We start from the raw sequence: 26579 nt of genomic DNA, 5'->3' as shown, positions 1-26579 counted from the left end.
CCTAGAAGGGAGCATATCAAACCGGTTTTGTACAAACAGGTTAGGGCTCTTTTATTTTAAATGAATTATTGCTGAATTTGTATTACAAGGTTTTATATTGTATGTTCCTATAATGTGTATTATAGGAACATAAATTGCGCAGGCGAAAATCAAAATTATCTGGTTAAAGCAAGTGAATTAGTTACTAAAATGTATATCGGCAAAAGAAAAATTTAAATAAGTCATTTAAAGAAAAAAAATATTGGTTACGCATATATCAAAAGAAATGTAATAAATTAAGTTGTTGTAATACACATTCTGGGAATATATGTAAATAAGTTAATAAATTATCAATGCAGGCTTCGTAAAAAACAAGGAGGTCACGCGAATGTTATCGTTAGGAAGGAATCCAGGTGAGTATCTCGTAATTAATGGAAACATCGTAATTCAGGTAGTATCTGTGGAGGGTGATTTAAGACTAGCCATCGATGCACCAAAAAATATTTCCATTGTAAGAGGAGAGATTTATGAAAAAGGTCACCCAATACCCTTGTGTTTAAAAAGACTCAGGGAAAAACACTTGAAGTGGTAAAACAGCAGTTAACAATGCTTTCAGCTTTCTCCTTAAGGGCCCGAAGGGAAGGTTTGGAATAGAAAAATCAAAAGTAACATGAGGGAAACGGATGTCCCTGTCATAATTCAAGGAGGTAATACATATGAGAATTCAACACAATATTGCAGCATTAAATGCATACAGGCAGTTAGGAAACAACAATAATACGGTATCAAAGAATCTGGAGAAATTATCCTCTGGATATCGGATCAACCGTGCTGGTGACGATGCTGCGGGTCTTGCTATTTCAGAAAAAATGAGAGCACAGATCACAGGTCTTGAAACAGCCCAGAAAAATGCAAATGACGGTATCTCACTGGTACAGACAGCAGAAGGTGCTTTAACAGAAGTTCATTCTATGCTGAATCGTATGGTGGAGCTTGCTGATCAGTCTGCTAATGCTACTTATCAGGATCAAGTTGACAGGCAAAATCTTCAGAAGGAAGTTAATTCTCTGAAGGCAGAAATTAATCGAATTTCAGATAGTACGAATTTCAATGGAATCAACTTGTTGGACGGCTCCGTTAACCAGACGAAAGCAATTACAACTGCAGCGATCACTGTTAAGACAAACCCAGCTGAGACAACTAAGGCTCTTGGGGCTTTCGACAAGGTAACTTCAGGTAAAAAGGAAGCAGCAACAACAGCAGTTGACTATTCAGCAAAATTCTATGTTGGTAATATTACAAATAGTGATAGTGCTGCTAAAAATCTTACATTTAAATATAAGGATAATGCCGGTGCGGATCAGACGGTTAAAATTGAAATTGCTGCTGGTAAGAGCGTTACTACTGAAAATATTGCTGATGCATTTGCAGGCGGTCCATCAGGAAACATATCAGCCGTAACCGACAGTGGTGCAGCATTTGCAGGCGGCGGTGAAGCTGGTAAATTTACAGACCTTTATGACGTCTCCACTGATGGAAACATCATAACAATTACTGCCAAAGCGGACAAGACTGTAGCGGGCACCGGCGAAATTGTAGATGGTTCAAAATTAGGTGCTGTTTCTGTAGATACAAGTGATATGAAAGCCGATGATATAACTGCTGCGACTGCGACTTTAAAAGAAAAATATGATGGAACTACTGAAAACCCAATCGCATACGGTAAACTTGCGGGTAAAGAGACTGATTATGTTGAAGGAAAAGCAGCTTCCTATCAGGTGGCAAGTAAAGAACTGTCTTTGGATTTAGATAGTTCAAATGCAGGTAAGTCAGCCCATAACAGAGCAATCACAGTAGGAGACAGAACATACGTCATTCAGAGCAGCAATGCTGAATTAAAGGGCTTACCAACAGATTCAGATGAAAGAGATAAATATACGACTGTGATGGTTAATGACAGCGACAATGCAGATACTGTAGCTGATAAACTGGCTGCTGCAATAACTGCAGAGGAAAGCGGAACAAATAACAATGGTGGGTATGTTGCATCTTCAGCAGCAGGCGGTAAGATTATAATTTCGGAGTCTACATCTAGAGGTGCTGTAATAAGAGATGATGCAACAAAAACCGCAACTAATGCATCAACAATTGCCACCGCTAAACAGCTAACGCTTGTATCTGCAAGCGCTGATACAGGAAATGGTACACTTGCAACTTTCGACGCATCCAAGATGGTGAACGGTACCAGTGTTTCCGTTGGAGGAAATAATTATACTTTTGTGACTAGGGCAGACGAAGAAGTAGCAGAGGGTGATACAAAGATTGTATATTCTGCAACGGATACAAGTGAACAGCTGGCATCTAAACTGGCAGATAAGCTGACTGAGGATGGAGTTACCGGAGCCAGTGCTCAAGGAGCTGCAGTTAAGCTGACTGAGTCCAACTTAACAAAGGGGGCATCTGCACAAGGCGCAGGTCTTACTCTTCAGATTGGTGATACAGCAGATAATTTCAACAGAATGTCAGTAAAAATTTCCTCTACCAGTGTAAAATCATTGGGAATTTCAGCTGTTGATATCAGCACTGATTCTGGAGCAACATCAGCAATTGCAGTTATAAAAAATGCAATTAATACTGTATCCTCTACTCGTGGTGACCTTGGTGCGATTCAGAACCGATTAGAGCATACAATTAACAACTTAAGTGTAACGAGTGAAAATATGTCAGCTGCTGAAAGCCGTGTTCGTGATGTTGATATGGCAAAAGAAATGATGGCTTATACCAAGAATAATATTCTTGTTCAGGCTTCTCAGGCCATGCTGGCTCAGGCTAACCAGGTTCCTCAGGGAGTTCTTCAGTTATTAAAATAATTATAGCCTTTTAGGCTGGATTGTAAGCAGAAGGGCTTATACAAAGTTTGTATAAGTCTTTTTGCCGTGTCTTACCTTGCTTGTAAAGAAAAATTGTTTATGGTATACTCATAGCATTATAATAGTTATCCGAGAAGTTTGCGGCTGCCGCATCATCATTTGAGCGAGTTCAGGAGGATACCATGTTTTTCATATGCGGAATGAGTCAGGGAAAAAAGCTGCTGGATTATACAAAGACAGTGATCTGTGCCTTGTGCGGCGGTTATGGCAGATATCAGGTATTTATGACCTACAGCTATTTCAGTATATTTTTTATTCCAGTTATAAAATGGAACAGACATTATTATGTACAGATGTCCTGCTGTAATACTGTTTATGAACTGGACGGAGAAAAGGGTAAGAAATTAAGCCGGAGAGAACCGGTTGAAATTGAAGAACAGGATTTAACACTGGTTCAATCCGGCCGAAGAAATGAGGAGTGGTATAAAAGGCAATGCTCCCGCTGCGGATATGAAACAACTGAGGATTTTGAGTATTGTCCCAAATGCGGACAGAAATTTTAAACAGCCGGTACCGGGATTTTCCTGGCCGGCTGTTTTTCCATTTTTAATAAAATCAGATAATAATATCCTTTAATGCTCTTTTTGGAACATAGTGAATCTGATTTTCGTCTCTGTAATAAGTAACGCTTCCGTCCTCCTTTACAGGTACGATGACCACCTCTTCCTTTGGCTTTCCAAGAGCCAGAACAAGATCAACAGAATAAAGAGAAGTATCGATACCAAGAGCTTCGGCCAGCTGGCTTCTTTGAACATTTCCCAGCATACAGCCGCCGTAGCCCTTTTCTGTCGCTCCCAGCATAATGGTCTGGGCGGCGATACCATCATCGGTAAGCTTATTCTTTCCAAGTGACAAATCGCAGAGGATCACGATGTAGGCAGAGGGACGCTCGCCTTCTACCGGTCCATCCCAGTCCGGAAGTGCGCCGGCCCAGCCCAGAGTATCAAAAATCAGGGCATTTTCCTCCGGTGTATGACTGATTCTGAATTTCAGAGCCTGAGAATTGGCGGTTGAGGCAGTGAGTCTGGCAAGATCAATGAGTTCCAGCAGATCCTCCTCAGAAATAGGAGTTTCCTGATAGAAGCGGCGGTATGTGCGGCACTTGGAGACGAGTTCTTTTAACATATTTGATTCCTCCTGTTTATCATGATCAATAAGTAGTTATTTTTAAAGTATAACAGGTACTAAAATCATCTGCAACGGAGAAAAAGAGAAAAATATTTGGTCAAAATCTATAAAAATTTAACAAGTATATAGGAAAAAACTGGTTTATTTTTCGAATGGACAAAATCCAAACAAATGAAATAAAAAAAACTCAAGAGTATAATTTCATAATTTATTATTTGACATATCCTGGCTATTTGTAAATTTAATTAAGAATTTGCCACTTTTAAATTAAGAAAAAAATCATAATGAATTCATTGACTTTATTTTCTGAAGGTGTTAAACTGTGTCTCAGCTTTAGAAATCAAAAAAAAGCCGCGGCATACATATTCAACAATAAAACATAGGTAGCCGCAAGGAGGAGAATAATTATGAAATTAACAACAAAGAAACTTGTACTTACAGGCGTAGCAGTATTAACAATGGCAGCAATTTCTGCATGTGGCAGCACAAAGACTGCTGAAACAACTGCAGCAACAGAAGCAGTTACAACAGAAGCCGCTACAACAGAAGCAGTTACAACAGAAGCAGCTGCTAAAGAAGAAGTTACAACAGAGGAATCTTCTGAGTCTGTAAAAGAAACAAAAGAGGAAGCATCTGTAAAAGAATCTTCTGAAGAAGCATCCAGCGAAGAAGTATCTTCTGAAGCTGCAGAGTCTACAAAGGCTGCTAACTAATTATATAGAAATAACAGCTTAGAAGGAATGGAAAATTTCCGTGGGCGGGGACGAATGTCTCCGCCTTTTTTGCGCACATCTGCTATGCAGAACGGATTAGTATGTGATATAATTTCTCCAAACAGTCATTAATAGGAGGCCGATTTTCATGAAAATTACTTATGTTCATCACAGCGCATTCCTGGTAGAACTGAGTTCTGCCGCCCTGCTTTTTGATTATACCCAGGGTACGATCCCGAAACTGGATATGAATAAACCACTTATCATCTTCGCAAGCCACCGTCATGGAGATCATTATTCGGAAATGATCTTTGATTTGGGAGCCGGATTAAGAGACGTTCATTATGTTCTTTCTGATGATATTTCTAAGAAGAAGGTCAGGGAGGAACTGAGAGAGCGCACTTTATTTGTAAAGCCGGGGGAGACTGTCAGGCTTTCGTACAATGACGGCGGGAATAAACAGCTGGAAGTTACAACCTTCGATTCTACAGATGAAGGGGTTGCTTTTCTTGTAAAAGGGGATGGGGCAGCCATATATCATGCAGGTGATTTAAATAACTGGAGATGGGAAGGTGAAACGGAGGATTGGAACCGTGATATGGCAAGGAAGTATTCATTGGAAGTGGATAAGCTGGCCGGTATGAAGATTGATGTAGCCTTTCTGCCTCTGGACCCCAGACAGGAGGGTGCCTTCTATCTTGGATTTGATGAATTTATGAGAAAGGCGGAGGTATTACATGCTTTTCCAATGCATTGCTGGGGGAACTTTTCCGTAATTGGGCAGTTAAAGGCCATGGAGGTTTCCGCGCCTTACCGGGACAGGATTATTATGATTGAAAGAGACGGAGAATCCTTTATTCTGGAACAGGAGAATCAAATTCATGAATGAGCGGAAAGAGGAAGAACGTGAGGTTTTAGATGCTGCCATGCTGGCAGGTCATATTCTACTGGAGAATGGAGCTGAGATCTTTCGGGTGGAAGAAACCATGGACCGGATCTGCCGCCGTTATGGAATTGAATCCTGCAGCTCTTTTGTATTAAGTAATGGAATCTTTACTACTGCAGGAAACCAGAGAGAGGAAATGTTTGCAAAGGTTCAGCATATTCCGGTGAGTGGAACACATTTGGACCGGGTGGCTGCAGTCAATCAGCTTTCCAGAGAAATAGAGCGAGGATCCTTAACTCCCGGTGAAGTAAGGGACAGGCTGGTACTGATTCAGCAGATGCCGGGCAAATCAAAGAGAATGCAGATTCTGGCATCAGGAGTTGGAAGTGCCTGTTTTTGTTATTTGTTTGGCGGCAATTTAAAGGATGCAGCAGCAGCGTTTTTTCCCGGAGTACTGCTTTACGTATATGTGATTTATCTGTTTGGTCCCCATCTTTCCAAGCTGGTAGGCAATATTGGAGGAGGTGCACTTGTCACTGCGCTGTGCACTCTGTTGTATATGCTTCACCTGGGAGATCATTTAAACTACATGATTATTGGTTCTATCATGCCCCTGATTCCAGGAGTTGCATTTACCAATGCCATACGTGATATTGCAGATGGAGATTATATCGCAGGTTCTGTCCGCATGCTGGATGCACTGCTGGTATTTTTCTGCATTGCCATGGGAGTGGGAATGGTATTTGGCCTGCTTAACCGGTTTACAGGAGGTGGATTTCTGTGACAGCTTTATATGAGATGGCAGTTGCAGCCCTGGGTACGGTTGCATTTGCCCTGCTGTTCGGAGTGCCTGCCATATATTACCCTTATTGTGGCCTGATTGGCGGAACAGGCTGGTTTGTATACAGTATGCTGGAAAAGGGGCTCTCAGAGCCGGCATCTGCGCTGTATGCAACGATTGCAGTAATTTTTCTTTCCAGGATATTCGCGGTCAGAAAGAAGTGCCCGGTAACCATCTTTTTAATTTCCGGTATTTTTCCGTTAGTTCCGGGTGCGCTGGTATACTGGACTGCTTACTATATTGTGACTGATGACACGGCACTAGCTGCCCGCACAGGATTCCTGGCTCTGAAAGTGGCGGTAGCCATCGTGCTTGGTATTGTGTTTGTTTTTGAACTGCCTCAGGGATTCTTTCGCTTTGCTGCAAAGAAGGACAAACGGGTATTAGAAGAGAAAGGGAGAAAGAAACGATGATATGGATTAAAAATGCTCATGTAATAGATCCTGCGACCAATACAGAACAGGACATGGATATCTGTATTGAAGATGGGATAATAACGGGGATGGGAACAGGACAGATTCCTTCAGGCGCTGCAATGTCAAAGGAAGATGTGGTGATTGATGCCTCCGGTCTGATTGCAGCACCGGGACTTGTGGACGTACATGTTCATTTTCGGGATCCAGGTCTCACTTATAAAGAGGATATTCAGACAGGCGCAAGAGCAGCTGCCAAAGGTGGATTTACAACGGTTGTATGCATGGCAAATACCAGGCCGCCGGTGGATAATATAGATACATTGGAATATGTGATGAAGGAAGGAAAGAAAACAGGAATCAATGTCCTGCATGCGGCGGCAGTATCCAAAGGGCTGAAGGGGCGTGAACTGACTGATATGGAGGAACTGGCAGCTCATGGAGCAGCAGGTTTTACAGATGACGGGATTCCGCTTATGGATTCCGAACTGGTGAAAAAGGCTATGGAAAAAGCAGCCAGTTTAAATCTTCCTTTAAGCTTTCATGAGGAGGATCCCGCATTAATTGAAAACAACGGCATCAATCATGGAGCAGTATCAGACCGGCTTGGTATTTACGGTTCTCCGGCAGCGGCAGAGGACAGCCTGGTGGCAAGAGACTGTATGCTTGCTCTCCATACAAAGGCTGCGGTGGACATTCAGCATATCAGTTCTGCCGCGTCGGTCCGCATGGTGCGGTTTGCAAAGGATTTAGGAGCGGATGTTTATGCAGAAGTGACCCCCCATCATTTCACCCTGACAGAAGAAGCTGTGCTTTCCCATGGAAGTCTGGCAAAGATGAATCCGCCTCTTCGGACAGAAGCAGACCGCCTGGCTGTCATAGAGGGCCTGAAAGATGGAAGCATTGATATTATTGCTACGGATCACGCACCTCACAGTACGGAAGAAAAAGCAAAGTCTCTTCTGGAGGCGCCCAGCGGAATTATTGGCCTGGAAACTGCCCTTGGACTGGGAGTGTCCATTCTGGTCAGACAGGGGCATTTAACGATGATGCAGCTGTTGGAAAAGATGAGCATTAATCCGGCAAGATTATACCGGCTGGACTGCGGAGTACTGAAAACAGGCGGCATGGCAGATCTGGTACTTTTTGATCCGGAAGAGGAGTGGACGGCAGGCGAATACGTTTCCAAATCCTCTAACTCTCCGTTTACCGGGCAGAAGCTTTTTGGAAAAGTAAAATATACGATCTGCAGGGGTAAGATCGTATATCAGGATGAAAAAGATTAATCAGATATACTTCAGAAAAGGATAAAAGATGGAAATCAGGGTGCAGGACCCTGCAGTCCCCGGGGATTTAAAGGCAGAGGGGACTGCAGAGGGTAAAATGAGTGAGAAGGCAGGCCTGGATCTGGCTGCTGAGGCTTTAAAAGTGAATGAGAAAATAATCTCAGGAGAAATAATGCTCAATGAGGTGGTTGCTCAGACTCAGTCTTTGAAGGAAGAGGCAAAGAACAGCGATTCTGAAAAAACGGAGAAATCAGAAAAGTCCAGACCGGCCAGAGACACTGCTTCCGTTAGTGATTCTCCGGAGGTTTGGGATGAAGAAGAATGGAAAGAGGCTTTTCGTGAGTTCGCGGATTGGCGTCCTTCTGAAAATCTTTCCTTTCCGGAGGAATTAGACCAGCTGGCAAAAGTTTACAAGGAGCTTCTCTTGGCGGTTCTTACCCATGGAACACAGGAGGGAGGAGAAACGGGGCGGCTGAATCAGGAATTATCTCTGTTGCTGCAGAAACTGCTGATGGCACGCCTCGGGGATCTTGAGCTTCTTTTAAAGAATTATGGATCTCCCATATCTATCACTGCATTGCGGGGGGCAGTCTGCCGCAGCGTTATGGGGAAAAATTTAACGCAGGCAGAGCTGAACCAGATTTTTGGAAGCGGAGATTTGGCGGGAAAACCAGGGACTGTTATTGAAAGCGGAATCAGAACTCCGGTTTCAGATAAAGAAAATGAAACCGGTATGGGAATCATTTACCAGCCGGCAGGCTCGGGGACAATTAAAAATAATCAGGGATATGCAGAGAGCCTGATGAGAGAAACCTCTATGATTATTCTGGAGAAAGGTGCTTCTATAAAAGGTAAAGCAGGGAAAACTCCGGGGGCCAGTTTAACCATATCTCCGCTGAAAACCGGAAGGGTATATGAGATAAAAGATTTAGAGACTGCCCAGCGTTTTGCGGCATATATGAACAGAGAAGGAAATTTGTTTAAGCTGGCAGGATTAACGGGAAAGAGTGAGGAACTCTGGGGATTTTTAGCGGCGCTTATGTCAATAAAATCACAGGTTTTTGTATCATATCTGGGAATGGAAAAAGGTCTCGCCATGGATTTAAGAGAAGCAGGTGACCGGATGATAGATGAGCTGATACAGGAGATGGTGAGCCAGTCGTCACTGAAATATTCAGGTGCATCAGTAAGAAACCATGTTTTTGAAGCTAAGGATGTATATAAGATTTTCTATTATATGATGAATATATATCAGGCGAAGGCGGATGTGAATGAGGCTGCCAATAAAGGGATCCGCTATGCTTATCAGCAATTTCTAAAGAAAAAAGAGGTTTCAGAAAACAGGAGAGAACCGGAGTCATTTTTCACAAAAGAAAAAAAGATACCTGCAGAGGACTTTAAGGAAGGCAGAAAACTGATAGAACGGGACTGGAGGGAATTTTTAAATTTCCTAAGCAGCGGTAATTCATCAGAAATGCCCCAGGGAATTCTGATGCTTAGTCCATGGGGAATGCTGGCGGAACCGGAGACTGTCATGGAACGGGATGAAGGTAATATAAGACCGGCTTTCATATTGGGAGGGGGAGCCGCACTTGTGATACTGATTATAATCGTTTCTTTTATTTGGTTTTAACGAATTATACATAAATTTCTTCTTTACAGAAAAACTTTACTGTGCTACCATGGTAACACATGAAAATTAAGAGGAGGAATTATGTTATGAAAAAAATAGTGATTCTGGCAGCGGCAGTATTAGGAGCAGCAGCGTTATTAAGCGGCTGTGCAGGGAAAAAGGAAGCTCCCCAGACAGCACAGACGACAGAAGCAGAGTCATCATCTGCAGAAACCCAAAAAGCACAGGAGACAACTTCCGCAGCTTCCGGTAAAGATACCTTTACCGTAGGATTTGATCAGGATTTCCCTCCCATGGGTTTTGTGGGAGATAATGGTGAGTATACAGGATTTGACTTAGATCTTGCAAAAGAGGTGGCAGACCGTCTTGGCAAAAAGTTTGTTGCCCAGCCAATCGCCTGGGATGCAAAGGATATGGAACTGGAAAGCGGCAACATTGACTGTATCTGGAATGGATTTACCATCAACGGAAGAGAAGACGGTTATACCTGGACAAAGCCTTATATGGCAAACAGGCAGGTCTTCGTTGTGGCAAAGGATTCCGGAATCAAGACATTGGCGGATCTTTCCGGAAAGGTAGTGGAGGTGCAGGCCGATTCATCTGCAGAGGCTGCATTAAAGGATAACGATACCTTAGCAAAAACATTTCAGACGCTTCAGACAACACCGGATTACAATACTGCATTTATGGATCTTGAGATGGGAGCTGTAAACTGTGTGGCAATGGACGAGATCGTAGCTGCCTATCAGATTCAGCAGAGAAAGTCAGATTTTGTGATTCTTGATGAAGCACTTGCTGCTGAGGAGTATGGAGTAGGCTTTAAAAAAGGAAATGAAGCATTAAGAGACCAGGTGCAGGAGCAGCTGGAGGCAATGGCAGCAGACGGAACCTTAAAGACCGTTTCTGAAAAATGGTTCGGCAAGGATGTTACAACAATAGGAAAATAATTGATACTGACGGAGGGGCAATCATGGCTTTTACAAAGATACTTACACAACTGGCAGGAGGAATGTGGGTCAGCATTCAGATTTTTCTGGTGACACTCATCTTTTCTCTTCCTCTGGGGCTTCTGGTCTCCTTTGGGAGGATGTCTAAAAACCGGGTCATAGAGGCAATTGTTAAATTCTATATATCAGTCATGAGAGGAACCCCTCTGATGCTTCAGCTTATGGTGGTGTATTTTGGTCCTTATTACCTTTTTGGAGTAAAGGTTGGGAACGGTTACCGCCTTTGGGCTGCTTTTATCGGCTTTGTTATCAACTATGCGGCTTATTTTGCAGAAATATACAGAAGCGGCATCCAGTCCATGCCTGCCGGACAGTATGAGGCGGCAAAGCTTCTGGGTTATTCAAAGAACCAGACCTTTTTTAGAATCATATTCCCGCAGGTAATAAAACGGATTCTTCCGTCAGTCACCAACGAGGTAATTACTCTTGTAAAGGACACCTCCCTTGCGTTTACCATCAGCGTTCTGGAGATGTTTGCCGTAGCCAAGGCGCTGGCATCCTCACAGACAAGCCTGATCCCTTTTGTGGCAGCAGGTCTGTTCTATTATGTATTTAATCTGGTGGTGGCAATGCTGATGGAATACATAGAAAAACGGATGAATTACTACCAATAGGAGGAATCGGGATGCACGTACTGGAAATGAACCATGTGGAGAAATCATTTAACGGTCAGAGAGTTCTTCGGGATATCTCTTTGTCTGTGAAAGAAGGAGAGATTCTTTCTGTCATCGGGCCTTCCGGCTCAGGAAAATCCACTCTCCTCCGGTGTGCCACCATGCTGGAGCAGATGGATGGCGGAGAGCTGTTTTACCTGGGCGAAAAGGCGGCGTGGAATGGAAGCGGCGGAACGTCTGTCTATGCAAAGAAGGAAAAGCTGAAAGAGATCCAGAAAAATTACGGTCTGGTTTTTCAGAATTTTAATTTATTTCCTCACATGACCGTTTTGAATAATATCATTGATGCACCAATCCATGTTCAGAAGCGGAGTAAAGAGGATGCAGTCAAAGAGGCCATGGAGCTTCTTCAGAAAATGGGGCTTGCAGATAAAGCGGAAGCCTATCCCTGTCAGCTGTCCGGCGGACAGTGCCAGAGGGTGGCAATAGCAAGAGCTCTTGCATTAAATCCCAAGATTCTCTTTTTTGATGAGCCGACTTCTGCACTGGACCCGGAACTGACCGGAGAGGTGCTTAAGGTTATTAAGTCCCTTGCTGACTTGCATATTGCCATGGTAATCGTCACCCATGAGATGGCGTTTGCCAGAGATATATCCGACAAGGTTATTTTTATGGCGGAGGGTGTGATTGTTGAGGAAGGAACTCCGGAGGAAGTGTTTGCATCGAACAATGTGAGGACACAGAACTTTCTTGGGAGGTACGGAGATATTTTGTAGGGATAAACTCAATAGTGAATTTAATGAGGCCCCTGAAACACATGATTTATGTGTGTTTCAGGGGTATTGTTTTAGTGTTTTAAGGCATTGCAGTAAGGGCCCAACCTTTCCGGTCGTTGTTACCTGATATCCTCCTATTGAAAAACGCCAGTTAAATATTACCAATGTATTGATATTAATTTTAGTGTATTATAAAAACAAAAAGGGGTTTTATCGGATGGACGATTATAACTTAAAAAGAATTGCAGATGCATTGGAAGAAGTGGCCAAAGAATTAAAATTTAGAAGGGAACTAAACCAAGATACTAATAATTTAAATTCAAGAATTGAAGGACTTACAGAAGAAATCAACTCTATAAAACAACGTATAGAAAACTTAAAGTAGGAGACACCAAAAGGTGTATTTATTTATCAGAGGCGGTCAAACCCGTCTCTTTTTTTAAGAGTAAAAATTTTTAACTGAATGAGGCATGATTTTGACTGTATTTAGGTGGTAATAGATGGTGTCAGAAACCAAGATTTGTAGCGGGAACTACCATTTTGAGCCACTAATATAAATAAATTAAGAAAAAAGAAAAAAACTTTTCACAATCGGATGATATACTGAATGCGATATAACAGGAAATGGTAAACAGAGAAAAGAGGATGCTTTATGAAAAGAACCCTAATGATCGCATTAGCTGTCTGTGCGGCAGTTTTATTACCGGCTTGCGGGAGATCCACAAAACAGGCGGAGAGCGCAGCTGGTACCGTTACAGAGACAGGGAAAGAGACTTCATCGGTGAGCGGGACTTCTCCGGCTGCAAGTACACAGGCTCCTGGCAGTACAGCAGAATTTAAGATATTAACCGGTAAGGTTACGGAGGTAGCAGACAATATGGAATCCATGACTGTCACAGCTGGAGACACAAAAGCTGCCTTTCATCTGGATAATGCTGTAGTGGAAACCTCCTATTCACTGGAACCGGATGTGGATGTTTCCATCATCTATAAAGGTGAGATTTCCGGATCAGACACGACTAATGCAAAAGTTATTCTTGTGCTTGACGCTCAGGACAAGATGGAAGTAAAAGAAGTAACCGGAAGTGTAAAGGACCAGGCTATGAGTACCTTTACCATTGATACAGGTTCTGGAAAAGAGATGGGCTTTATCAAAGACAACTGCGAAGGGCTGGAGACAGGCGTGCTTGGTAATGCAACGGATGACAGCAATGGAAGCGGTGCTTTGGTAAAAGTTACCTATGTAACTGTTACTTATGATGCAGGCAGTGAATCCAACTTCCCATTAAAGGTGGAAGCAGCGAAGTAAAAACCAGGCATAAATCCCGGATAGGCAGGGCTTTTTTGATAAAAGGCTTGCAAATTCGGGATTTTCATGTACAATAAGAGAGATGACAGATAAGGGGCCAAACGACCCCTATTTTGATGGTTTCGGCTGAAACCAGAAGCAGAGCTTGCCATATGGAATAAAACCAGATTTCAGAAAGGGAATTAAGATGATTAGTGCACATAACGTAACATTAAGACTTGGAAAAAAAGCATTGTTTGAAGATGTAAATATTAAGTTTACGGAAGGCAACTGTTATGGCTTAATCGGTGCCAATGGTGCCGGAAAATCCACGTTCTTAAAAATTCTTTCCGGGGAACTGGAGCCTACCGGCGGTGATATTGTGATCACACCGGGCCAGAGACTTTCTTTCTTAAAACAGGACCATTTTAAATATGATGAGTATCAGGTCCTTGATACTGTTATCATGGGAAATGTCAGATTATATGAAATTATGAAGGAAAAGGATGCCATCTACGCGAAGGAAGACTTCACAGATGAGGACGGCATTAAGGCTGCAGATCTAGAGGGAGAATTCGCTACCATGAATGGCTGGGAAGCGGAATCCGATGCTGCTAACTTACTAAACGGTCTTGGAATTGAGACTGACTTACACTATAAACTGATGAAGGATTTAACCGGAGCCCAGAAGGTGAAAGTGCTTCTTGCACAGGCACTCTTTGGAAACCCCGATATTCTTCTTTTAGATGAGCCGACCAACCATTTGGATCTGGACGCTATTGCATGGCTGGAAGAATTCTTAATTAATTTTGAAAATACCGTAATTGTGGTTTCCCATGACCGTTACTTTTTAAATAAGGTCTGCACTCATATTGCGGATATTGATTACAGCAAAATTCAGCTTTATGCCGGCAACTATGATTTCTGGTATGAGTCAAGCCAGCTTATGGTAAAGCAGATGAAGGAAGCCAACAGGAAGAAAGAAGAAAAGATCAAAGAACTGCAGGATTTTATTCAGCGCTTCTCAGCCAATGCTTCCAAATCCAAGCAGGCTACTTCCAGAAAACGTGCTTTAGAAAAAATCGAACTGGATGATATCAAACCTTCCAGCCGTAAATACCCCTATATCGACTTCCGTCCGGCCCGTGAGATCGGTAATGAGGTTCTTACCGTAAATAATTTAACCAAGACCATTGATGGTGTGAAGATACTCGATCATATCTCCTTTACCTTAACCAGAGAGGATAAGGTGGCTTTTGTAGGACCCAACGAGCTTGCTAAAACGGTTCTGTTCAAGATCCTTTCCGGAGAAATGGAGCCGGATGAAGGCGATTATAAATGGGGCCTTACAACTACCCAGAGCTATTTCCCTAAGGATAATAGCGCGGAGTTTGATAACGATGACACCATCGTGGACTGGCTGACCCAGTATTCTCCTGAAAAAGATGCAACCTATGTCCGCGGATTCCTTGGACGTATGCTGTTTGCCGGAGAAGACGGCGTAAAGAAAGTGCGGGTATTATCCGGTGGAGAGAAAGTGCGCTGTATGCTTTCAAAGCTGATGATTTCCGGAGCTAACGTGCTTCTTTTAGATGAGCCGACCGATCACCTTGATATGGAATCCATTACAGCATTAAACAATGGATTGGTTAAGTTTCAGGGAGCGCTTCTGTTCTCCTCCCGTGACCATCAGATCGTACAGACAACGGCTAACCGCATTATGGAGATTGTAGGCGGACAGTTGATCGATAAGATTACAACTTACGATGAGTACCTGGAAAATGATGAGATGGCTCGTAAGAGACAGGTATTTACTCTGACGGAAGAACAAGTAAACGAGAATCAGTAAAATAAAGGCCGCTGCACTGCAGGTAGTTAATTACCTGCAGTGCAGCGGCTTTTCAAATTCATGATGTTATTTTAATCCGTTATACAATGTATTAAGAAGTTCTTCATTGGAATCCTGAGCCAGTTCCCATATCATGGCACCGCCTAAATTCTTCGATTTAATGTAATCTGTTTTATAACCGATGGACTCAGGATCTTCATAGCTGATGAAGATTGTACCGTTAAACAACCAAGGAACCATTGACTGAGAGTGAAAGTATCTTGTATAGCCTGTTTTATTTAAGTAGTTTGCCTTGATATCCTTGTAGCTGATGGAGTTGGCGCCGCCGTATGTCTGGTATAAACCATTATTTGAATTATTCACGGAAGAGTACAGATATCCATAGAACGGAATGCCCATAACCAGTTTTTCAGCAGGGAAGGAAGCATTTAACCATGCATTGACTGCAGAGTCCACACTTGTTTTATATTGGGGTGAGTAATCATTGTTATTGTAAAGTGGCGCCAGTAAATCCGTATAGGGATCCCAGGTTCCGTGCAAATCATAAGTCATTATATTTGCGTAGTCCAGATATTGAGCCAGTTTAGCCAGCTCAACATTTTTTACATAAGAAGCGTCGGCTCCGCCAGCGATGGTGAGGAGGTAGTGCTTCTGGTCGATAGCGCCCCGTGCATCCAGCTTTTCCCGTATTTTCTGAAGAAGCAGAGTGAAGTTTTGTTTATCTTCCGGCCGTTTGATGTTAGTTGTCAGACCTCCGCTCACGGGATATTCCCAGTCCAGGTCGATTCCATCAAAACCATATTTGACGATAAAATCCACGCAGCTGTCTGCAAAGGCACTTCTGGAAGCGTCGGTGAGGGCTGCGTCTGAAAATCTTCCGGACCAGTTCCAGCCACCCACAGAAATCAACGTTTTTAAATCTGGATTGTTTAATTTGAGTGAATTTAAAAGCCTTATGTTATTGGGATCCACATCAGGATACCCCAGTGTAAGTTTTAAATCAGGGCCAATATTGGCAAAAGCGTAATTAATATGTGTCAGCTTACTTGCATCGATCTGGTCGGGATAAGAGCCGCTGTACGCTTCCCATGCTGCATAATATCCGACTATTTTGCCGGATAATGGCTCAGTATCAGCCGGAGGCAAAGCGGTCTGTGATGTGGTAACGGATACTGTGTTGCTGGCGGGTGAGATGTTCCTTTTTGCATCTTTTGCTTTTACATAAAACTGGTAAGTAGTTGCCGGGATTAAACCATTTACGGCATATGTAACGGTGGTGGTGGAACCCAGATAAGTATTGTTTTGGTAAATCTGGTATTCTTTCACTCCGAAGCCGCCTGCAGGAGGGGCCCAGCTGAGGGTGACTGAGGTACTGGTGATATCAGCCGCAGTTAAATTTTGGGGAGCAGTGGAAGTGCTTTTGCCAGGCTTTGCTGCAAATGAATTTTCAGTGCAGTAACTGCTGATTAGAAAAAGTAAAAAAACAGATATAGCCCACATGATTGCCTTTCTTGTACTTCTTTTCATCTTGTTCTCCTTTTCAACTTATTATGAAATAAAGTATAACATGATGGGTTTTCCTTGAATAGCGCGCAAAAACTGGTATATTTGCATAAAAATGGAAACTGATGCGGATTGCTGCCTTAACCTTCACTTGCAGTTGATTTCTTAATCGATTATAATCAGCCTTAAAGGAGGTGAGAATGATTAGTACGATAGATACCTGTGCTTATGAATCACGCATGAAAGGAGTAAATCCAGGTTTAAAAGCAGCAGTTGCAATAACAACGCTGTTACTTTGTATTGGAACCGGAGATGTTTTTATATCTGTTTCTGTATTCCTGTCCATGGGAGCTGTAACCATTTTTTTGGGAGGGCTTTCCATTAAAAAGTATCTGGCTCTTTTAAAAATTCCAGTAGTCTTTCTGATTCTGGGAACTGCTGCTATTGCGGTGGGGGTATCTCCTGTACCGGCAGGGCGCTTTTATGTATCGCTTCCCGGATTTTATCTCTGTCTGTCAGAGGAAGGAGCGGTTCTTTCCGCACGGCTGATTTTAAAGGCTATGGCATCGGTAAGTGCCATGTATATGCTTGTACTTTCCACACCGGCAAGTGAGATCATTAATTTACTTGGAAAATTACATGTGCCAAAGCTGATATCAGAGCTGATGAATCTCATATACCGGTTTATCTTTGTTATGATGGATGTACAGAACAGTATGAAGCAGGCGGCAGAGTCCAGGCTGGGATATCATAATTTCCTTACGTCATGCAGGTCCTTTGGAGGGATCGGAGCGAATCTCTTTATCGTTTCGTTAAAGAAGGCAGGGATGTATTATGATGCCATGACTGCCCGGTGCTATCAGGGAGAACTTGCATTTCTGGAAGAGAAGAAGCCGGTGAAGGCAAAAGAGGCAGCAGCGGCCGCCGGTTATATTGCACTTCTTCTGCTTTTATGGCTGGTGCGAAAATGAGGAGGAACAGATGATGGAAGAAGTACTTTTGCAGGCAGAAAACCTTTCGTATTCCTATGGTCCGGGAACTAAGGCACTTCATGATGTATCCCTGTCTGTGAAAAAGGGAGAGAAGATCGCAGTTCTTGGTTCCAATGGAGCGGGGAAATCCACCTGCTTTTTAAACCTCAACGGCGTTTTAATGCCTGATACAGGAACCATCCGGTATAAGGGGAAGGAGATAGGGAAAAAAGACTTAAATGAACTTCGTAAGGAAGTGGGAATCGTGTTTCAGGACGCAGATAATCAGATCATTGCATCTACTGTTTCAGCAGAGGTATCCTTTGGGCCAATGAATTTAAGACTTTCCAAAGATGAAGTGAAGCAGCGGGTGGAAATGGCATTAAAGTCCATGAATTTAATGATGTTTCAGGATCGTCCTCCCCACTACTTAAGCGGAGGAGAGAAGAAACGGGTCAGCATAGCGGACATCATTGCAATGGAGCCGGAGGTGATTATATTTGATGAACCAACCGCATCGTTAGATCCGGTTAATGTGGAAATGCTCACACAAGTTCTTGATGAAATGACCAGAATGGGGAAAACTCTTCTGATTTCAACCCATGATGTGGATTTTGCTTATAAGTGGGCGGACCGGGCAGTGGTATTTGCCGGTGGAACAATTATCGCGGATGGCCCGGTGGCGGATATTCTGGCGTCCGATTCTGTCCTGAATCAGGGGAATTTAAGGAAGCCTGTTTTGATGGAGGTTTATGACAGTCTGGTGAGAAGCCGGATCTTGCCGGAAGAGAGTCCGCGCTTTAAGGATACACAAGAGTTAAATCGGCTCCTTAACATATAGTGTGAGGTTTAAGAAGCTCAACGTCTTTTTATTGACAGAAATTGGTATTACAGTTACAATACAAGCGTATTATCTGAAAAGGTGCCTGTGAAATTCTCCGCAGGATAATAGGGAAAAGGGTGAAAGTCCCTTACGGTCCCGCCGCTGTATATGCAGAGCAGGGCTCCATTAGTCACTGGGAAACCGGGAAGAGGGAGCAGCTGTGTTTGATGCATGAGTCAGAAGACCTGCCTTTTTGTTTGGAGTATCCGGTTACGAGCGATGACCGGTGCCGGGAAGTCTTTTTGCTATGCAAAGATTTACCCAAAGGGCACCTGTCTGATGTGTGGGAACCATCGGATGTGAGGTGCTTATTTTATTGGAAGGAGAATGAAGATGAGTAAGAAAGAAAAAGGTATCATGAAACTTGCAGCCGCATTTGCATTGACATTTGGAATCGTTCCCAGTGCCTATGCCATGCACATTATGGAGGGCTATTTACCAGTGGGGTATTGTATTGCCTGGGGGGCGGTTTGTGTGCCCTTTCTCATAGCCGGCTTCTTTTCCATTCAGAAGACGCTTCGGGAGAACAGGAAGGCGATTACAGTGCTTGCCATGTCTGGAGCATTTGTATTTGTGCTTTCCTCATTAAAAATTCCGTCGGTAACCGGAAGCTGTTCTCATATGACGGGAACTGGTCTGGGAGCGATTCTGTTCGGACCTTCGGCAGTCAGTATACTGGGCATTATCGTGTTGATCTTTCAGGCGGTGCTGCTTGCCCATGGAGGTCTTACCACATTGGGAGCCAATACTTTTTCCATGGCAATTGCAGGTCCTTTCTTGTCCTTTGGAATATATAAGCTTTGCAAAATGTTAAAAGTGAATAAAATGGCATCTGTTTTTCTGGCTGCGACATTGGGCGACTTATTTACATACTGTATTACAAGTTTTCAGCTTGCGTTAGCCTATCCTTCTGAAATGGGAGGCGTGGGCGCTTCTGCTGTTAAATTCCTTGGAGTATTTGCACCGACTCAGCTGCCTCTTGCGGTGATTGAGGGGATTCTCACAACAGTCATTGTTATGACTCTTGAGACTTATGCTCTTCCGGAGCTGAAAGCCATTGGATTTACAAGGGAGGTAAAATAATATGAGCAGGAAAAAGAAACAGACAATCGCAGTGCTGCTGGTTCTTGTTTGTCTGATTGCAGTTATTCCCCTGTTTGCAGTAAAAGGGGCGGAGTTTGGAGGCTCTGATGATGCGGGAAGCCAGATGATCACAGAAATCCGCGGTACGGAGTATGAACCATGGTTTACTCCCGTCATGGAAGCTGCCTTAGGAGGAGAGCTTCCCGGTGAGATAGAAAGTCTTCTGTTCTGTCTTCAGACAGGAATCGGTGTGGGGATCATCGCATTTTTTATGGGAAGACTTGTGGAACGGAAAAAATGGCAGGATAGACAGTTATAATGGTTTGAATGTAAGGGAAGAATGAAAATTCTTCCCTTTTCGAATGCTGTTTTAAATGGTATACTAACACTATCTTTTTAACGGAGGTGAATGCGATGAAAAAATTGATTTCATGGAATGTGAATGGACTTCGTGCCTGTGTGGAGAAAGGTTTTCTGGACTATTTTCAAGAGGTGGATGCAGATGTGTTCTGTATTCAGGAAAGCAAGCTGCAGGAAGGCCAGATTGACCTTTCTCTCCCAGGCTATTATCAATATTGGAATTACGCACAAAAGAAAGGATACTCAGGTACTGCCCTGTTTACCAAAGAAAAGCCGTTATCGGTTACTTATGGTATGGAAATAGAAGAACATGATAAGGAGGGCAGGATCATTACTGCTGAGTTTCCGGAATATTACGTAGTGACCTGCTATACTCCCAATTCCCAGAATGAACTGGCACGCCTTCCATACCGTATGACCTGGGAAGATGCATTCCGCGCTTATTTAAAAGGGCTGGAAGAGAAAAAACCTGTTATTTTCTGCGGCGACTTAAATGTAGCCCACAAAGAGATTGATTTGAAAAATCCCAAATCCAACCGGAAAAATGCCGGGTTTACCGATGAGGAGAGAGAAAAGTTTACAGTTCTTGTGGAGAGTGGATTTGTGGATACCTACCGGTATTTTTATCCCGATCAGGAGGAGATTTACTCCTGGTGGTCCTACCGATTCCGGGCAAGAGAGAAGAATGCAGGGTGGCGTATTGATTATTTCTGTGTATCAGAAAGTCTGAAGGACAGGCTGGTAAGTGCAGACATTCATACCCAGGTGACAGGCTCTGATCACTGTCCGGTAGAGCTTGTAATTAAATAAGTCAGAGTAATACACAGGAGAACAACAAAAACATGAATTTATTAACAATAGAGCATTTAACAAAATCATATACGGAACGGCTGCTTTTTGATGACACCAGTTTCAGCATAAATGAAGGTGAGAAAATCGGTCTGATCGGTATTAACGGTACTGGAAAATCCACGCTGCTGCGCATTGTGGCAGGGCTTGAAGAACCGGACGGGGGAAGTGTGGCAAAGGGAAGAAACTTAGATATCCGCTTCCTGTCCCAGAATCCCAGATTTGAGGCAGGAGAAACCATTCTGGAAAGCATTATCCGGGAGAATGAAGGACACGAGCATGTGTGGGATTTGGAAAGTCAGGCAAAGAACATGCTCACCAGACTGGGATTTACTGAATTTGATACCAGAGTTGATACCTTATCCGGCGGACAGAGAAAGAGAGTTGCTCTTGTGAGCGTTCTTCTTTCCACTGCGGACTTACTGGTTCTTGATGAGCCGACCAACCACTTGGACAGCAGTATGGCGGACTGGCTGGAGGATTATCTTCGCCGTTTTAAAGGTGCTCTTTTGATGGTAACCCATGACCGGTATTTTTTAGACAGCGTGACAAACCGGATTGTGGAGCTTGATAAGGGTAAGCTTTACAGCTATCAGGAGAATTATGAGGGTTATTTAAAGCTGAAGGCAGACCGGCTGGATATGGAGCAGGCCACAGAGCGGAAACGCCAGTCCATCCTCCGTATCGAGCTGCAGTGGATGCAAAGAGGCGCCAGAGCACGTTCTACCAAGCAGAAGGCTCATATAGAGCGGTATGAAACACTCCGTGACCAGAAGGCACCGGAGTTTGATAAAAACGTGGAACTGGATTCCATTGAGAGCCGTCTCGGGCGCACGACCGTAGAGCTTAAAGACATCACAAAGGCTTTTGGCGATAAAGTTCTGATGAAAGACTTTAACTATATTTTCTTAAAAAATGACCGCATAGGAATTATAGGTCCAAACGGGTCCGGTAAATCCACGCTTATGAAAATTATTGCCGGGTGGCTTCAGCCCGATGAGGGAACTTTAACGGTGGGACAGACCGTAAAGATGGGCTATTTCTCCCAGGAGAGCGAAGATATGGACGGCAGCTTAAAGGTGATCGATTATATCCGGAGCGCAGCTGAATATGTGAAAACAAAAGATGGCAGTGTCAGCGCCTCACAGATGCTGGAGCGGTTCTTATTTCCCTCCAGTGTTCAGTATACGACAGTTGAAAAGCTTTCCGGAGGAGAGAAACGGAGGCTGTATCTGCTGCGAATCCTGATGGAAGCGCCGAATGTGCTGCTGCTCGATGAACCGACCAACGATCTGGATATTCAGACACTTACCATCCTTGAGGATTATTTAGACAGCTTTCCCGGCATTGTCATAACGGTATCCCATGACCGCTATTTCCTTGACCGGGTTGTGCGCAGAATTTTTGCTTTTGAAGGACAGGGAAAGGTAACGCAATACGAGGGCGGCTTTACGGATTATCAGGCAGCTTTTGCTGCAAAATATCCGGACGGGCTTCCCGGAGAAGTATCCGGAACTGACAAAAGGGAAGACACAGGAGAGAAGAAGGGAAAGGAAAGGCCAAAACCAGAGCGGAAGCTTCGGTTTTCCTATAAAGAACAGCGGGAATGGGAAACGATTGAAGATGACATTGCTGCTTTGGAAGAAGCCATTGAGACGCTTGATGGAAAGATAGAAGAAGCCGCCAGTGACTATGGCAGACTGAACCAGCTGATGAAAGAAAAGGCAGAAAAAGAAGGGCTTTTAGAGGAGAAGATGGAACGCTGGATGTATTTAAATGATCTGGCAGAGCAGATTGAGAACCAGTAACAGGACTGTTACAGAGGAGAAAAGGAATGAAACAGTACAGGATCGCCGGGAGAGAACCAGGATATTATCCTATGGGAATGACAAAGACTGCGGGAGGGATTCATTTTTCCGTTGCTGCACAGGGAGTGGAATTACGGCTTCTATTTTTCCTTGAAAATGATAAGGAGCCTGTCTGTACCTTTCTCTTTCCGGAGAAGGAGAAGAGGGGAGAGGTTTTTTCTGTGACCATCCTGGGGGATGACTTTACCGGGATCTCCTATTGCTATGAGATTGATGGAAAACGGTTCTCTGATCCGTATGGGAGAGCTTTTACACATAAGGATAACTGGGGAGATTTAGAAGAAACTGCTGTTATACCAAAGAGTCCGGTTAGATTTGACTCATTTGAATGGGGGGAGGAGAAGCGTCCTCTGATTCCATATGAGAATTCTGTAATCTACCGGATTCATGTTCGGGGATTTACCATGCATTCTTCTTCCGGGACCACGTATAAAGGAACCTTTCGGGCGATAGAGGATAAAATCCCTTATCTAAAAGAACTGGGAATTACATCAGTTGAATTGATGCCGGTCTATGAGTTTCAGGAGGTGATTCTTCCTGAGACTGTGTATGGCAATCCATATGGTGTGGATAAACCTACGGGAAAGTTAAATTATTGGGGATATACATCCGGATATTATTTTGCGCCTAAGGCTTCCTATGCATCGGGTGATCAGAAAGATCCTGTCTTAGAATTAAAAAGCCTTGTGAAGGCACTTCATAAAGAGGGAATGGAACTTATTACAGAACTCTATTTCACAGGAAAGGAGTCTCCTTCTTTCGTTCTTGATGCGGTCCGGTTCTGGGCAGAAGAATTTCATCTGGACGGAATTCATCTGGTGGGATATCCGCCTCTTGACTTGACCGGACGTGATCCCTATTTAAAAGGATTAAAGCTCTGGGCCGATTCCTGGGGAGATATCCCTCAGAAAGGACCGAAATATCTGGCGGAATATAATGACAGCTTTCAGATGGATATGAGAAGAGTACTCAAAGGCGACGAGGAGCAGATGAAGAATCTGGTTTTTCAGACAAGAAACAATCCCTCTGACCGGGGAATGATTCATTTTATGGCAAATACCAATGGGTTTACCATGATGGATATGGTATCCTACGATACCAAGCATAATGAAGCCAATGGTGAATTTAACCAGGATGGTAATCTCTATAATTACTCATGGAACTGCGGAACAGAAGGTCCTACGAGAAAGAAAAAAGTGGTGGAGCTTAGAAGAAAGCAGCTGCGCAATGCCTTCCTGTTGCTGCTTTTAAGCCAGGGAACGCCTCTTATTATGGCAGGAGATGAGTTTGGCAATACCCAGTCAGGTAATAACAATGCTTATTGTCAGGATAATGACATTTCCTGGTTAAACTGGAACCTTTTAAAAACAAACAGAGATCTTTTTGAATTTGTGAAAGCAGTCATAGCTTTTAGAAAGGCACATCCGGTGTTTCGCAGGAGAGAAGAAGCAAAGAACATGGATTATCTCGCCTGCGGGTTTCCTGATGTTTCTTATCACGGGGTAAAACCATGGTATCCGGAATATGAGAATTTCCGGCGTCAGCTGGGAATTCTTTATTGGGGAGATTATGCCAGAAAACCAGATGGTACGGCAGACAATCACTTTTATGTAGCTTATAACATGCATTGGGAACCCCATACGTTCGACCTTCCCAATCTTCCTAAAAACCATCAGTGGCATGTGGTGTTTCATACCGATAAAATGGAAGAAAACGGCAGATATGAGGAAGGAAACGAACCGGTGGTGGAAGGAAAGAGCTTTCCCATTCCTCCCAGGACAATTGTGGTATTTATGGGGAAAGCTGATTAGTCCAACCGGTATGTATACATGCTTCCGATATAATAGGTATCAATATATTCCAAAATATCATTCTGACTGCTGCAGGTTAAATGAGATACTTTCAAAAGTGCCTCATTTTCTATCTCCAGCAGTTTTTTTTGTTCCGGAGTAGGGAGGGTTGCCGAAAGAGAAAAGTCAACAGTATGCAAATCGGCAAAACCAAGTTTTTTTAAATATTTAAAGAATGAATGCTCCAGGCTTGCAATGTCAATGGCGGGAACTGTATTGCAGGGTACGTAATTATAACTGATGCTGATGATCATTCCGTTACCGGTCCGTATTCTGGAAAAGTAATGGATGAGATCCTCCGGACTGGCCTGAAGCTTCTGGGCTATTTCCGGCGGAATGTCACTTCCCCGGTAAATTCTGTATTCTAATAGCCTTGCTCCAGGCTTTAATCCAATGGATTCCATATCTTCAGTAAAGCTGATAGGTTGGTGATGAAATTGTTTTTGTACAAGTGAACTGGTTACGAAGCTTCCTTTTCCTGCAATTCTCCGAATGTAGCCTTCCGAAGTAAGGGCTGAGATCGCTTTATTTACAGTCATCCTGCTGACTTGAAAGCGGTCGCAAAGCTCGGTCTCCGTGGGTATCTGATCCCCTGCCTGCAGGGTCTGGTTTTTTATATCTTTCAGAATACAGTCTCTTATTTGTATATACTTTGGTTTTTGATTCATAAATAAACTCCTTCAGGGCATATTTGCCTCATATTATTATATATCCTATAAAGATAATTGTCTATACATATTGAAACTAAAATTTATATAATATTGCAGATAAAATAAGTTGCAATATTATTTTTTTTGTGATAGTATATGGGAAATAGAAAGAAATGAATATACTTAATTTAAAAGTATATACATTATAAGCGGGGGGGAGAAAATAGAAGGGAGGATTATGAAACAGATTATTCTGGTAACACACGGAGACTTTGCCAAAGGTATACTCACATCTGTGAAACTGGTTATGGGAGAGACAGACTATATAGACTTTGTCTCAATCAGTGCAAAAGAAACAATTCCTGAGATAACTGGCATGATTGAAGCTAAGATGAAAAATTATTCCAGAGATACAATCACAGTTATTATCAGTGATATTGCAGGGGGCAGTACAACCAGAGCAGCCATGGAACTGATGGATACTAAGAAGAGCATCTATCTGATTACAGGTCTTAATCTGGGACTGCTGCTGGAAATAGCCATGCTTCCTTTGTGCGGAGAGGAACAGGCAGACAGACAGGCATTAAAAAGTGCAGTCGAGAATGCAAAAAACACCATGACTCTGGTTAATGATCTTTTGGATGCAAATATGAATCAGCCGGCGGAATCGGAAGAACTGTAAAGAAATTTGCACCGTTTTTAAACGGCATTGGAGGGAAAAATGATTAAATTATTACGGGTGGATGACCGCTTGATCCACGGTCAGGTTGCTGTAAGCTGGACATCGTTTTTATGTGCAGATACGATATTGGTTGCCAATGATAAGGCAGCCACAGATAAACTCATGCAAATGGCGTTCCAGATGGCTAAGCCGCCGCAAGTTACCTTATCTATTAAGACACTGGAAGGAGCTGTTGCGGTAATCAATAATCCAAAGCATGCAGGACGTTCGATTTTTGTTGTAACTGCAAGTGTACAGGATGCACTTTATTTAATCGAACAGTGTGATGCAGTTTCGGAAGTATGCCTGGGTGGAATCAGACAGTCACCCGGTAAGAAGATGGTGGAAAGGCAGGTATACTTGGATAATGGGGATGTGGAGGTGATAGAGAAGATACATGCTTTAGGGAAAGGTATCTGTCTGCAGGCTGTACCTACGGAAAAAAAACTGCAGTATGGTGAGATTATAAAAGAATTTTATAAAAAATAAGGAGGAGAA

The 26579-nt window shown here is 43.2% G+C and carries 27 protein-coding genes and 1 riboswitch; of the genes, 24 read left to right on the top strand and 3 right to left on the bottom strand.

All coding sequences use genetic code 11. The features are described 5' to 3' along the window. Positions 1-367 precede the first annotated feature (367 nt). The 3 genes from DS742_RS04890 to DS742_RS04875 all read left to right on the top strand — a co-directional run bounded on the left by DS742_RS04890 (position 368) and on the right by DS742_RS04875 (position 3412). Positions 368-571, top strand: a complete 204-nt coding sequence (locus DS742_RS04890) for a carbon storage regulator (RefSeq protein WP_117415895.1) — start codon at positions 368-370, stop codon at positions 569-571. Between the two features lie 124 nt (positions 572-695). Beyond that, on the top strand, positions 696-2849 hold the full coding sequence (locus DS742_RS29740) for a flagellin N-terminal helical domain-containing protein (protein ID WP_278335923.1): 2154 nt from the start codon (positions 696-698) through the stop codon (positions 2847-2849). A gap of 182 nt (positions 2850-3031) precedes the next feature. Next, positions 3032-3412 (top strand): zinc ribbon domain-containing protein, encoded by a 381-nt coding sequence (locus tag DS742_RS04875; protein WP_117415894.1) that lies wholly within the window; start codon positions 3032-3034, stop codon positions 3410-3412. Between the two features lie 52 nt (positions 3413-3464). Here the strand turns inward: DS742_RS04875 and DS742_RS04870 are convergent, their stop codons facing one another. After that, positions 3465-4034 carry a nitroreductase family protein gene (locus tag DS742_RS04870; RefSeq protein WP_117415893.1) on the bottom strand — a complete coding sequence of 190 codons (570 nt, stop codon included), beginning with the start codon at positions 4032-4034 and terminating at the stop codon, positions 3465-3467. A gap of 410 nt (positions 4035-4444) precedes the next feature. On the opposite strand from DS742_RS04870, the gene DS742_RS04865 reads away from it, so the two are divergent. The 12 genes from DS742_RS04865 (at position 4445) to DS742_RS04815 (ending at position 15343) form a co-directional block, all read left to right on the top strand. Continuing rightward, complete coding sequence (locus tag DS742_RS04865) at positions 4445-4750, top strand: hypothetical protein (RefSeq protein WP_117415892.1); 306 nt, start codon at positions 4445-4447, stop codon at positions 4748-4750. A gap of 148 nt (positions 4751-4898) precedes the next feature. Next, positions 4899-5639 carry an MBL fold metallo-hydrolase gene (locus DS742_RS04860; protein ID WP_117415891.1) on the top strand — a complete coding sequence of 247 codons (741 nt, stop codon included), beginning with the start codon at positions 4899-4901 and terminating at the stop codon, positions 5637-5639. Next, positions 5632-6420, top strand: a complete 789-nt coding sequence (locus DS742_RS04855) for a threonine/serine exporter family protein (RefSeq protein WP_117415890.1) — start codon at positions 5632-5634, stop codon at positions 6418-6420. Before DS742_RS04860 ends, DS742_RS04855 begins: the two co-directional genes overlap by 8 nt. A 14-nt stretch (positions 6421-6434) precedes the next feature. Continuing rightward, complete coding sequence (locus tag DS742_RS04850) at positions 6435-6890, top strand: threonine/serine exporter family protein (protein WP_117415900.1); 456 nt, start codon at positions 6435-6437, stop codon at positions 6888-6890. Further along, a complete protein-coding gene (locus tag DS742_RS04845; RefSeq protein ID WP_341457605.1) occupies positions 6890-8176 on the top strand; it encodes a dihydroorotase in 1287 nt (428 codons plus the stop codon). Before DS742_RS04850 ends, DS742_RS04845 begins: the two co-directional genes overlap by 1 nt. A gap of 28 nt (positions 8177-8204) precedes the next feature. Beyond that, positions 8205-9809 (top strand): hypothetical protein, encoded by a 1605-nt coding sequence (locus DS742_RS04840; protein WP_117415888.1) that lies wholly within the window; start codon positions 8205-8207, stop codon positions 9807-9809. A gap of 86 nt (positions 9810-9895) precedes the next feature. Continuing rightward, positions 9896-10756 carry an amino acid ABC transporter substrate-binding protein gene (locus tag DS742_RS04835; protein ID WP_117415887.1) on the top strand — a complete coding sequence of 287 codons (861 nt, stop codon included), beginning with the start codon at positions 9896-9898 and terminating at the stop codon, positions 10754-10756. A gap of 23 nt (positions 10757-10779) precedes the next feature. Next, positions 10780-11430, top strand: a complete 651-nt coding sequence (locus tag DS742_RS04830) for an amino acid ABC transporter permease (protein WP_117415886.1) — start codon at positions 10780-10782, stop codon at positions 11428-11430. Positions 11431-11441: 11 nt separating this feature from the next. Continuing rightward, entirely contained in the window at positions 11442-12206 is a 765-nt protein-coding gene (locus DS742_RS04825; RefSeq protein ID WP_117415885.1) for an amino acid ABC transporter ATP-binding protein, read from the top strand. A 217-nt stretch (positions 12207-12423) separates the two neighbouring features. After that, positions 12424-12591 carry a hypothetical protein gene (locus tag DS742_RS28715; RefSeq protein ID WP_170313365.1) on the top strand — a complete coding sequence of 56 codons (168 nt, stop codon included), beginning with the start codon at positions 12424-12426 and terminating at the stop codon, positions 12589-12591. 267 nt (positions 12592-12858) lie between these two features. Further along, positions 12859-13515, top strand: coding sequence for a hypothetical protein (locus DS742_RS04820; RefSeq protein WP_117415884.1), 657 nt, complete (start codon positions 12859-12861; stop codon positions 13513-13515). A 187-nt stretch (positions 13516-13702) separates the two neighbouring features. Beyond that, positions 13703-15343 carry an ABC-F family ATP-binding cassette domain-containing protein gene (locus tag DS742_RS04815; RefSeq protein ID WP_117415899.1) on the top strand — a complete coding sequence of 547 codons (1641 nt, stop codon included), beginning with the start codon at positions 13703-13705 and terminating at the stop codon, positions 15341-15343. A gap of 66 nt (positions 15344-15409) precedes the next feature. On the opposite strand, the gene DS742_RS04810 is transcribed toward DS742_RS04815, so the two are convergent. After that, positions 15410-16870: a glycosyl hydrolase family 18 protein gene (locus DS742_RS04810; protein ID WP_117415883.1), complete on the bottom strand. Its 1461-nt coding sequence runs from the start codon at positions 16868-16870 to the stop codon at positions 15410-15412. Positions 16871-17046: 176 nt separating this feature from the next. Here DS742_RS04810 and cbiQ point away from each other — a divergent pair, with 176 nt between their 5' ends. The 7 genes from cbiQ to DS742_RS04775 all read left to right on the top strand — a co-directional run bounded on the left by cbiQ (position 17047) and on the right by DS742_RS04775 (position 24671). Next, positions 17047-17817 carry a cobalt ECF transporter T component CbiQ gene (cbiQ, locus tag DS742_RS04805; protein WP_117415882.1) on the top strand — a complete coding sequence of 257 codons (771 nt, stop codon included), beginning with the start codon at positions 17047-17049 and terminating at the stop codon, positions 17815-17817. 10 nt (positions 17818-17827) lie between these two features. Next, on the top strand, positions 17828-18658 hold the full coding sequence (locus DS742_RS04800) for an energy-coupling factor ABC transporter ATP-binding protein (protein WP_346065364.1): 831 nt from the start codon (positions 17828-17830) through the stop codon (positions 18656-18658). Positions 18659-18720: 62 nt separating this feature from the next. Continuing rightward, positions 18721-18907: riboswitch (cobalamin riboswitch) on the top strand. 126 nt (positions 18908-19033) lie between these two features. Further along, positions 19034-19783: an energy-coupling factor ABC transporter permease gene (locus DS742_RS04795; RefSeq protein WP_117415881.1), complete on the top strand. Its 750-nt coding sequence runs from the start codon at positions 19034-19036 to the stop codon at positions 19781-19783. Between the two features lies 1 nt (position 19784). Continuing rightward, complete coding sequence (locus tag DS742_RS04790) at positions 19785-20102, top strand: energy-coupling factor ABC transporter substrate-binding protein (protein WP_117415880.1); 318 nt, start codon at positions 19785-19787, stop codon at positions 20100-20102. A 95-nt stretch (positions 20103-20197) separates the two neighbouring features. After that, on the top strand, positions 20198-20953 hold the full coding sequence (locus DS742_RS04785) for an exodeoxyribonuclease III (RefSeq protein WP_117415879.1): 756 nt from the start codon (positions 20198-20200) through the stop codon (positions 20951-20953). 32 nt (positions 20954-20985) lie between these two features. Continuing rightward, positions 20986-22800 (top strand): ABC-F family ATP-binding cassette domain-containing protein, encoded by a 1815-nt coding sequence (locus DS742_RS04780; protein ID WP_117415878.1) that lies wholly within the window; start codon positions 20986-20988, stop codon positions 22798-22800. 26 nt (positions 22801-22826) lie between these two features. Continuing rightward, positions 22827-24671 (top strand): alpha-amylase family glycosyl hydrolase, encoded by a 1845-nt coding sequence (locus DS742_RS04775; RefSeq protein ID WP_117415877.1) that lies wholly within the window; start codon positions 22827-22829, stop codon positions 24669-24671. Here the strand turns inward: DS742_RS04775 and DS742_RS04770 are convergent. Beyond that, a complete protein-coding gene (locus DS742_RS04770; RefSeq protein ID WP_117415876.1) occupies positions 24668-25378 on the bottom strand; it encodes a GntR family transcriptional regulator in 711 nt (236 codons plus the stop codon). The two genes, DS742_RS04775 and DS742_RS04770, sit on opposite strands and share 4 nt — an antisense overlap. A gap of 220 nt (positions 25379-25598) precedes the next feature. Here DS742_RS04770 and DS742_RS04765 point away from each other — a divergent pair, with 220 nt between their 5' ends. Next, complete coding sequence (locus DS742_RS04765; RefSeq protein ID WP_117415875.1) at positions 25599-26042, top strand: PTS sugar transporter subunit IIA; 444 nt, start codon at positions 25599-25601, stop codon at positions 26040-26042. 39 nt (positions 26043-26081) lie between these two features. Then, the gene (locus DS742_RS04760) at positions 26082-26570 is read left to right on the top strand and encodes a PTS sugar transporter subunit IIB (protein ID WP_117415874.1); all 489 of its coding nucleotides are present in this window, start codon (positions 26082-26084) and stop codon (positions 26568-26570) included. The last annotated feature ends 9 nt before the right edge of the window (positions 26571-26579 follow it).

Origin of the sequence: Lacrimispora amygdalina, from assembly GCF_003432035.1 — a bacterium.
In the GTDB taxonomy this organism is placed as follows: domain Bacteria; phylum Bacillota; class Clostridia; order Lachnospirales; family Lachnospiraceae; genus Lacrimispora; species Lacrimispora amygdalina.
The sequence above is the reverse complement of the archived record's forward strand: the minus strand, read 5'-3'. Positions and strand labels throughout refer to the sequence as shown.

Coding starts and splice junctions, on each gene's coding strand:
- DS742_RS04870 (WP_117415893.1), bottom strand. CDS start 4,034: ATGTTAAAAGAACTCGTCTCCAAGTGCCGCACATACCGCCGCTTCTAT.
- DS742_RS04835 (WP_117415887.1), top strand. CDS start 9,896: ATGAAAAAAATAGTGATTCTGGCAGCGGCAGTATTAGGAGCAGCAGCG.
- DS742_RS04795 (WP_117415881.1), top strand. CDS start 19,034: ATGAGTAAGAAAGAAAAAGGTATCATGAAACTTGCAGCCGCATTTGCA.
- DS742_RS04780 (WP_117415878.1), top strand. CDS start 20,986: ATGAATTTATTAACAATAGAGCATTTAACAAAATCATATACGGAACGG.
- DS742_RS28715 (WP_170313365.1), top strand. CDS start 12,424: ATGGACGATTATAACTTAAAAAGAATTGCAGATGCATTGGAAGAAGTG.
- DS742_RS29740 (WP_278335923.1), top strand. CDS start 696: ATGAGAATTCAACACAATATTGCAGCATTAAATGCATACAGGCAGTTA.
- DS742_RS04770 (WP_117415876.1), bottom strand. CDS start 25,378: ATGAATCAAAAACCAAAGTATATACAAATAAGAGACTGTATTCTGAAA.
- DS742_RS04760 (WP_117415874.1), top strand. CDS start 26,082: ATGATTAAATTATTACGGGTGGATGACCGCTTGATCCACGGTCAGGTT.
- DS742_RS04860 (WP_117415891.1), top strand. CDS start 4,899: ATGAAAATTACTTATGTTCATCACAGCGCATTCCTGGTAGAACTGAGT.
- DS742_RS04820 (WP_117415884.1), top strand. CDS start 12,859: ATGAAAAGAACCCTAATGATCGCATTAGCTGTCTGTGCGGCAGTTTTA.
- cbiQ (WP_117415882.1), top strand. CDS start 17,047: ATGATTAGTACGATAGATACCTGTGCTTATGAATCACGCATGAAAGGA.
- DS742_RS04790 (WP_117415880.1), top strand. CDS start 19,785: ATGAGCAGGAAAAAGAAACAGACAATCGCAGTGCTGCTGGTTCTTGTT.
- DS742_RS04785 (WP_117415879.1), top strand. CDS start 20,198: ATGAAAAAATTGATTTCATGGAATGTGAATGGACTTCGTGCCTGTGTG.
- DS742_RS04825 (WP_117415885.1), top strand. CDS start 11,442: ATGCACGTACTGGAAATGAACCATGTGGAGAAATCATTTAACGGTCAG.
- DS742_RS04855 (WP_117415890.1), top strand. CDS start 5,632: ATGAATGAGCGGAAAGAGGAAGAACGTGAGGTTTTAGATGCTGCCATG.
- DS742_RS04840 (WP_117415888.1), top strand. CDS start 8,205: ATGGAAATCAGGGTGCAGGACCCTGCAGTCCCCGGGGATTTAAAGGCA.
- DS742_RS04800 (WP_346065364.1), top strand. CDS start 17,828: ATGATGGAAGAAGTACTTTTGCAGGCAGAAAACCTTTCGTATTCCTAT.
- DS742_RS04810 (WP_117415883.1), bottom strand. CDS start 16,870: ATGAAAAGAAGTACAAGAAAGGCAATCATGTGGGCTATATCTGTTTTT.
- DS742_RS04775 (WP_117415877.1), top strand. CDS start 22,827: ATGAAACAGTACAGGATCGCCGGGAGAGAACCAGGATATTATCCTATG.
- DS742_RS04865 (WP_117415892.1), top strand. CDS start 4,445: ATGAAATTAACAACAAAGAAACTTGTACTTACAGGCGTAGCAGTATTA.
- DS742_RS04875 (WP_117415894.1), top strand. CDS start 3,032: ATGTTTTTCATATGCGGAATGAGTCAGGGAAAAAAGCTGCTGGATTAT.
- DS742_RS04765 (WP_117415875.1), top strand. CDS start 25,599: ATGAAACAGATTATTCTGGTAACACACGGAGACTTTGCCAAAGGTATA.
- DS742_RS04890 (WP_117415895.1), top strand. CDS start 368: ATGTTATCGTTAGGAAGGAATCCAGGTGAGTATCTCGTAATTAATGGA.
- DS742_RS04815 (WP_117415899.1), top strand. CDS start 13,703: ATGATTAGTGCACATAACGTAACATTAAGACTTGGAAAAAAAGCATTG.
- DS742_RS04830 (WP_117415886.1), top strand. CDS start 10,780: ATGGCTTTTACAAAGATACTTACACAACTGGCAGGAGGAATGTGGGTC.
- DS742_RS04850 (WP_117415900.1), top strand. CDS start 6,435: ATGGCAGTTGCAGCCCTGGGTACGGTTGCATTTGCCCTGCTGTTCGGA.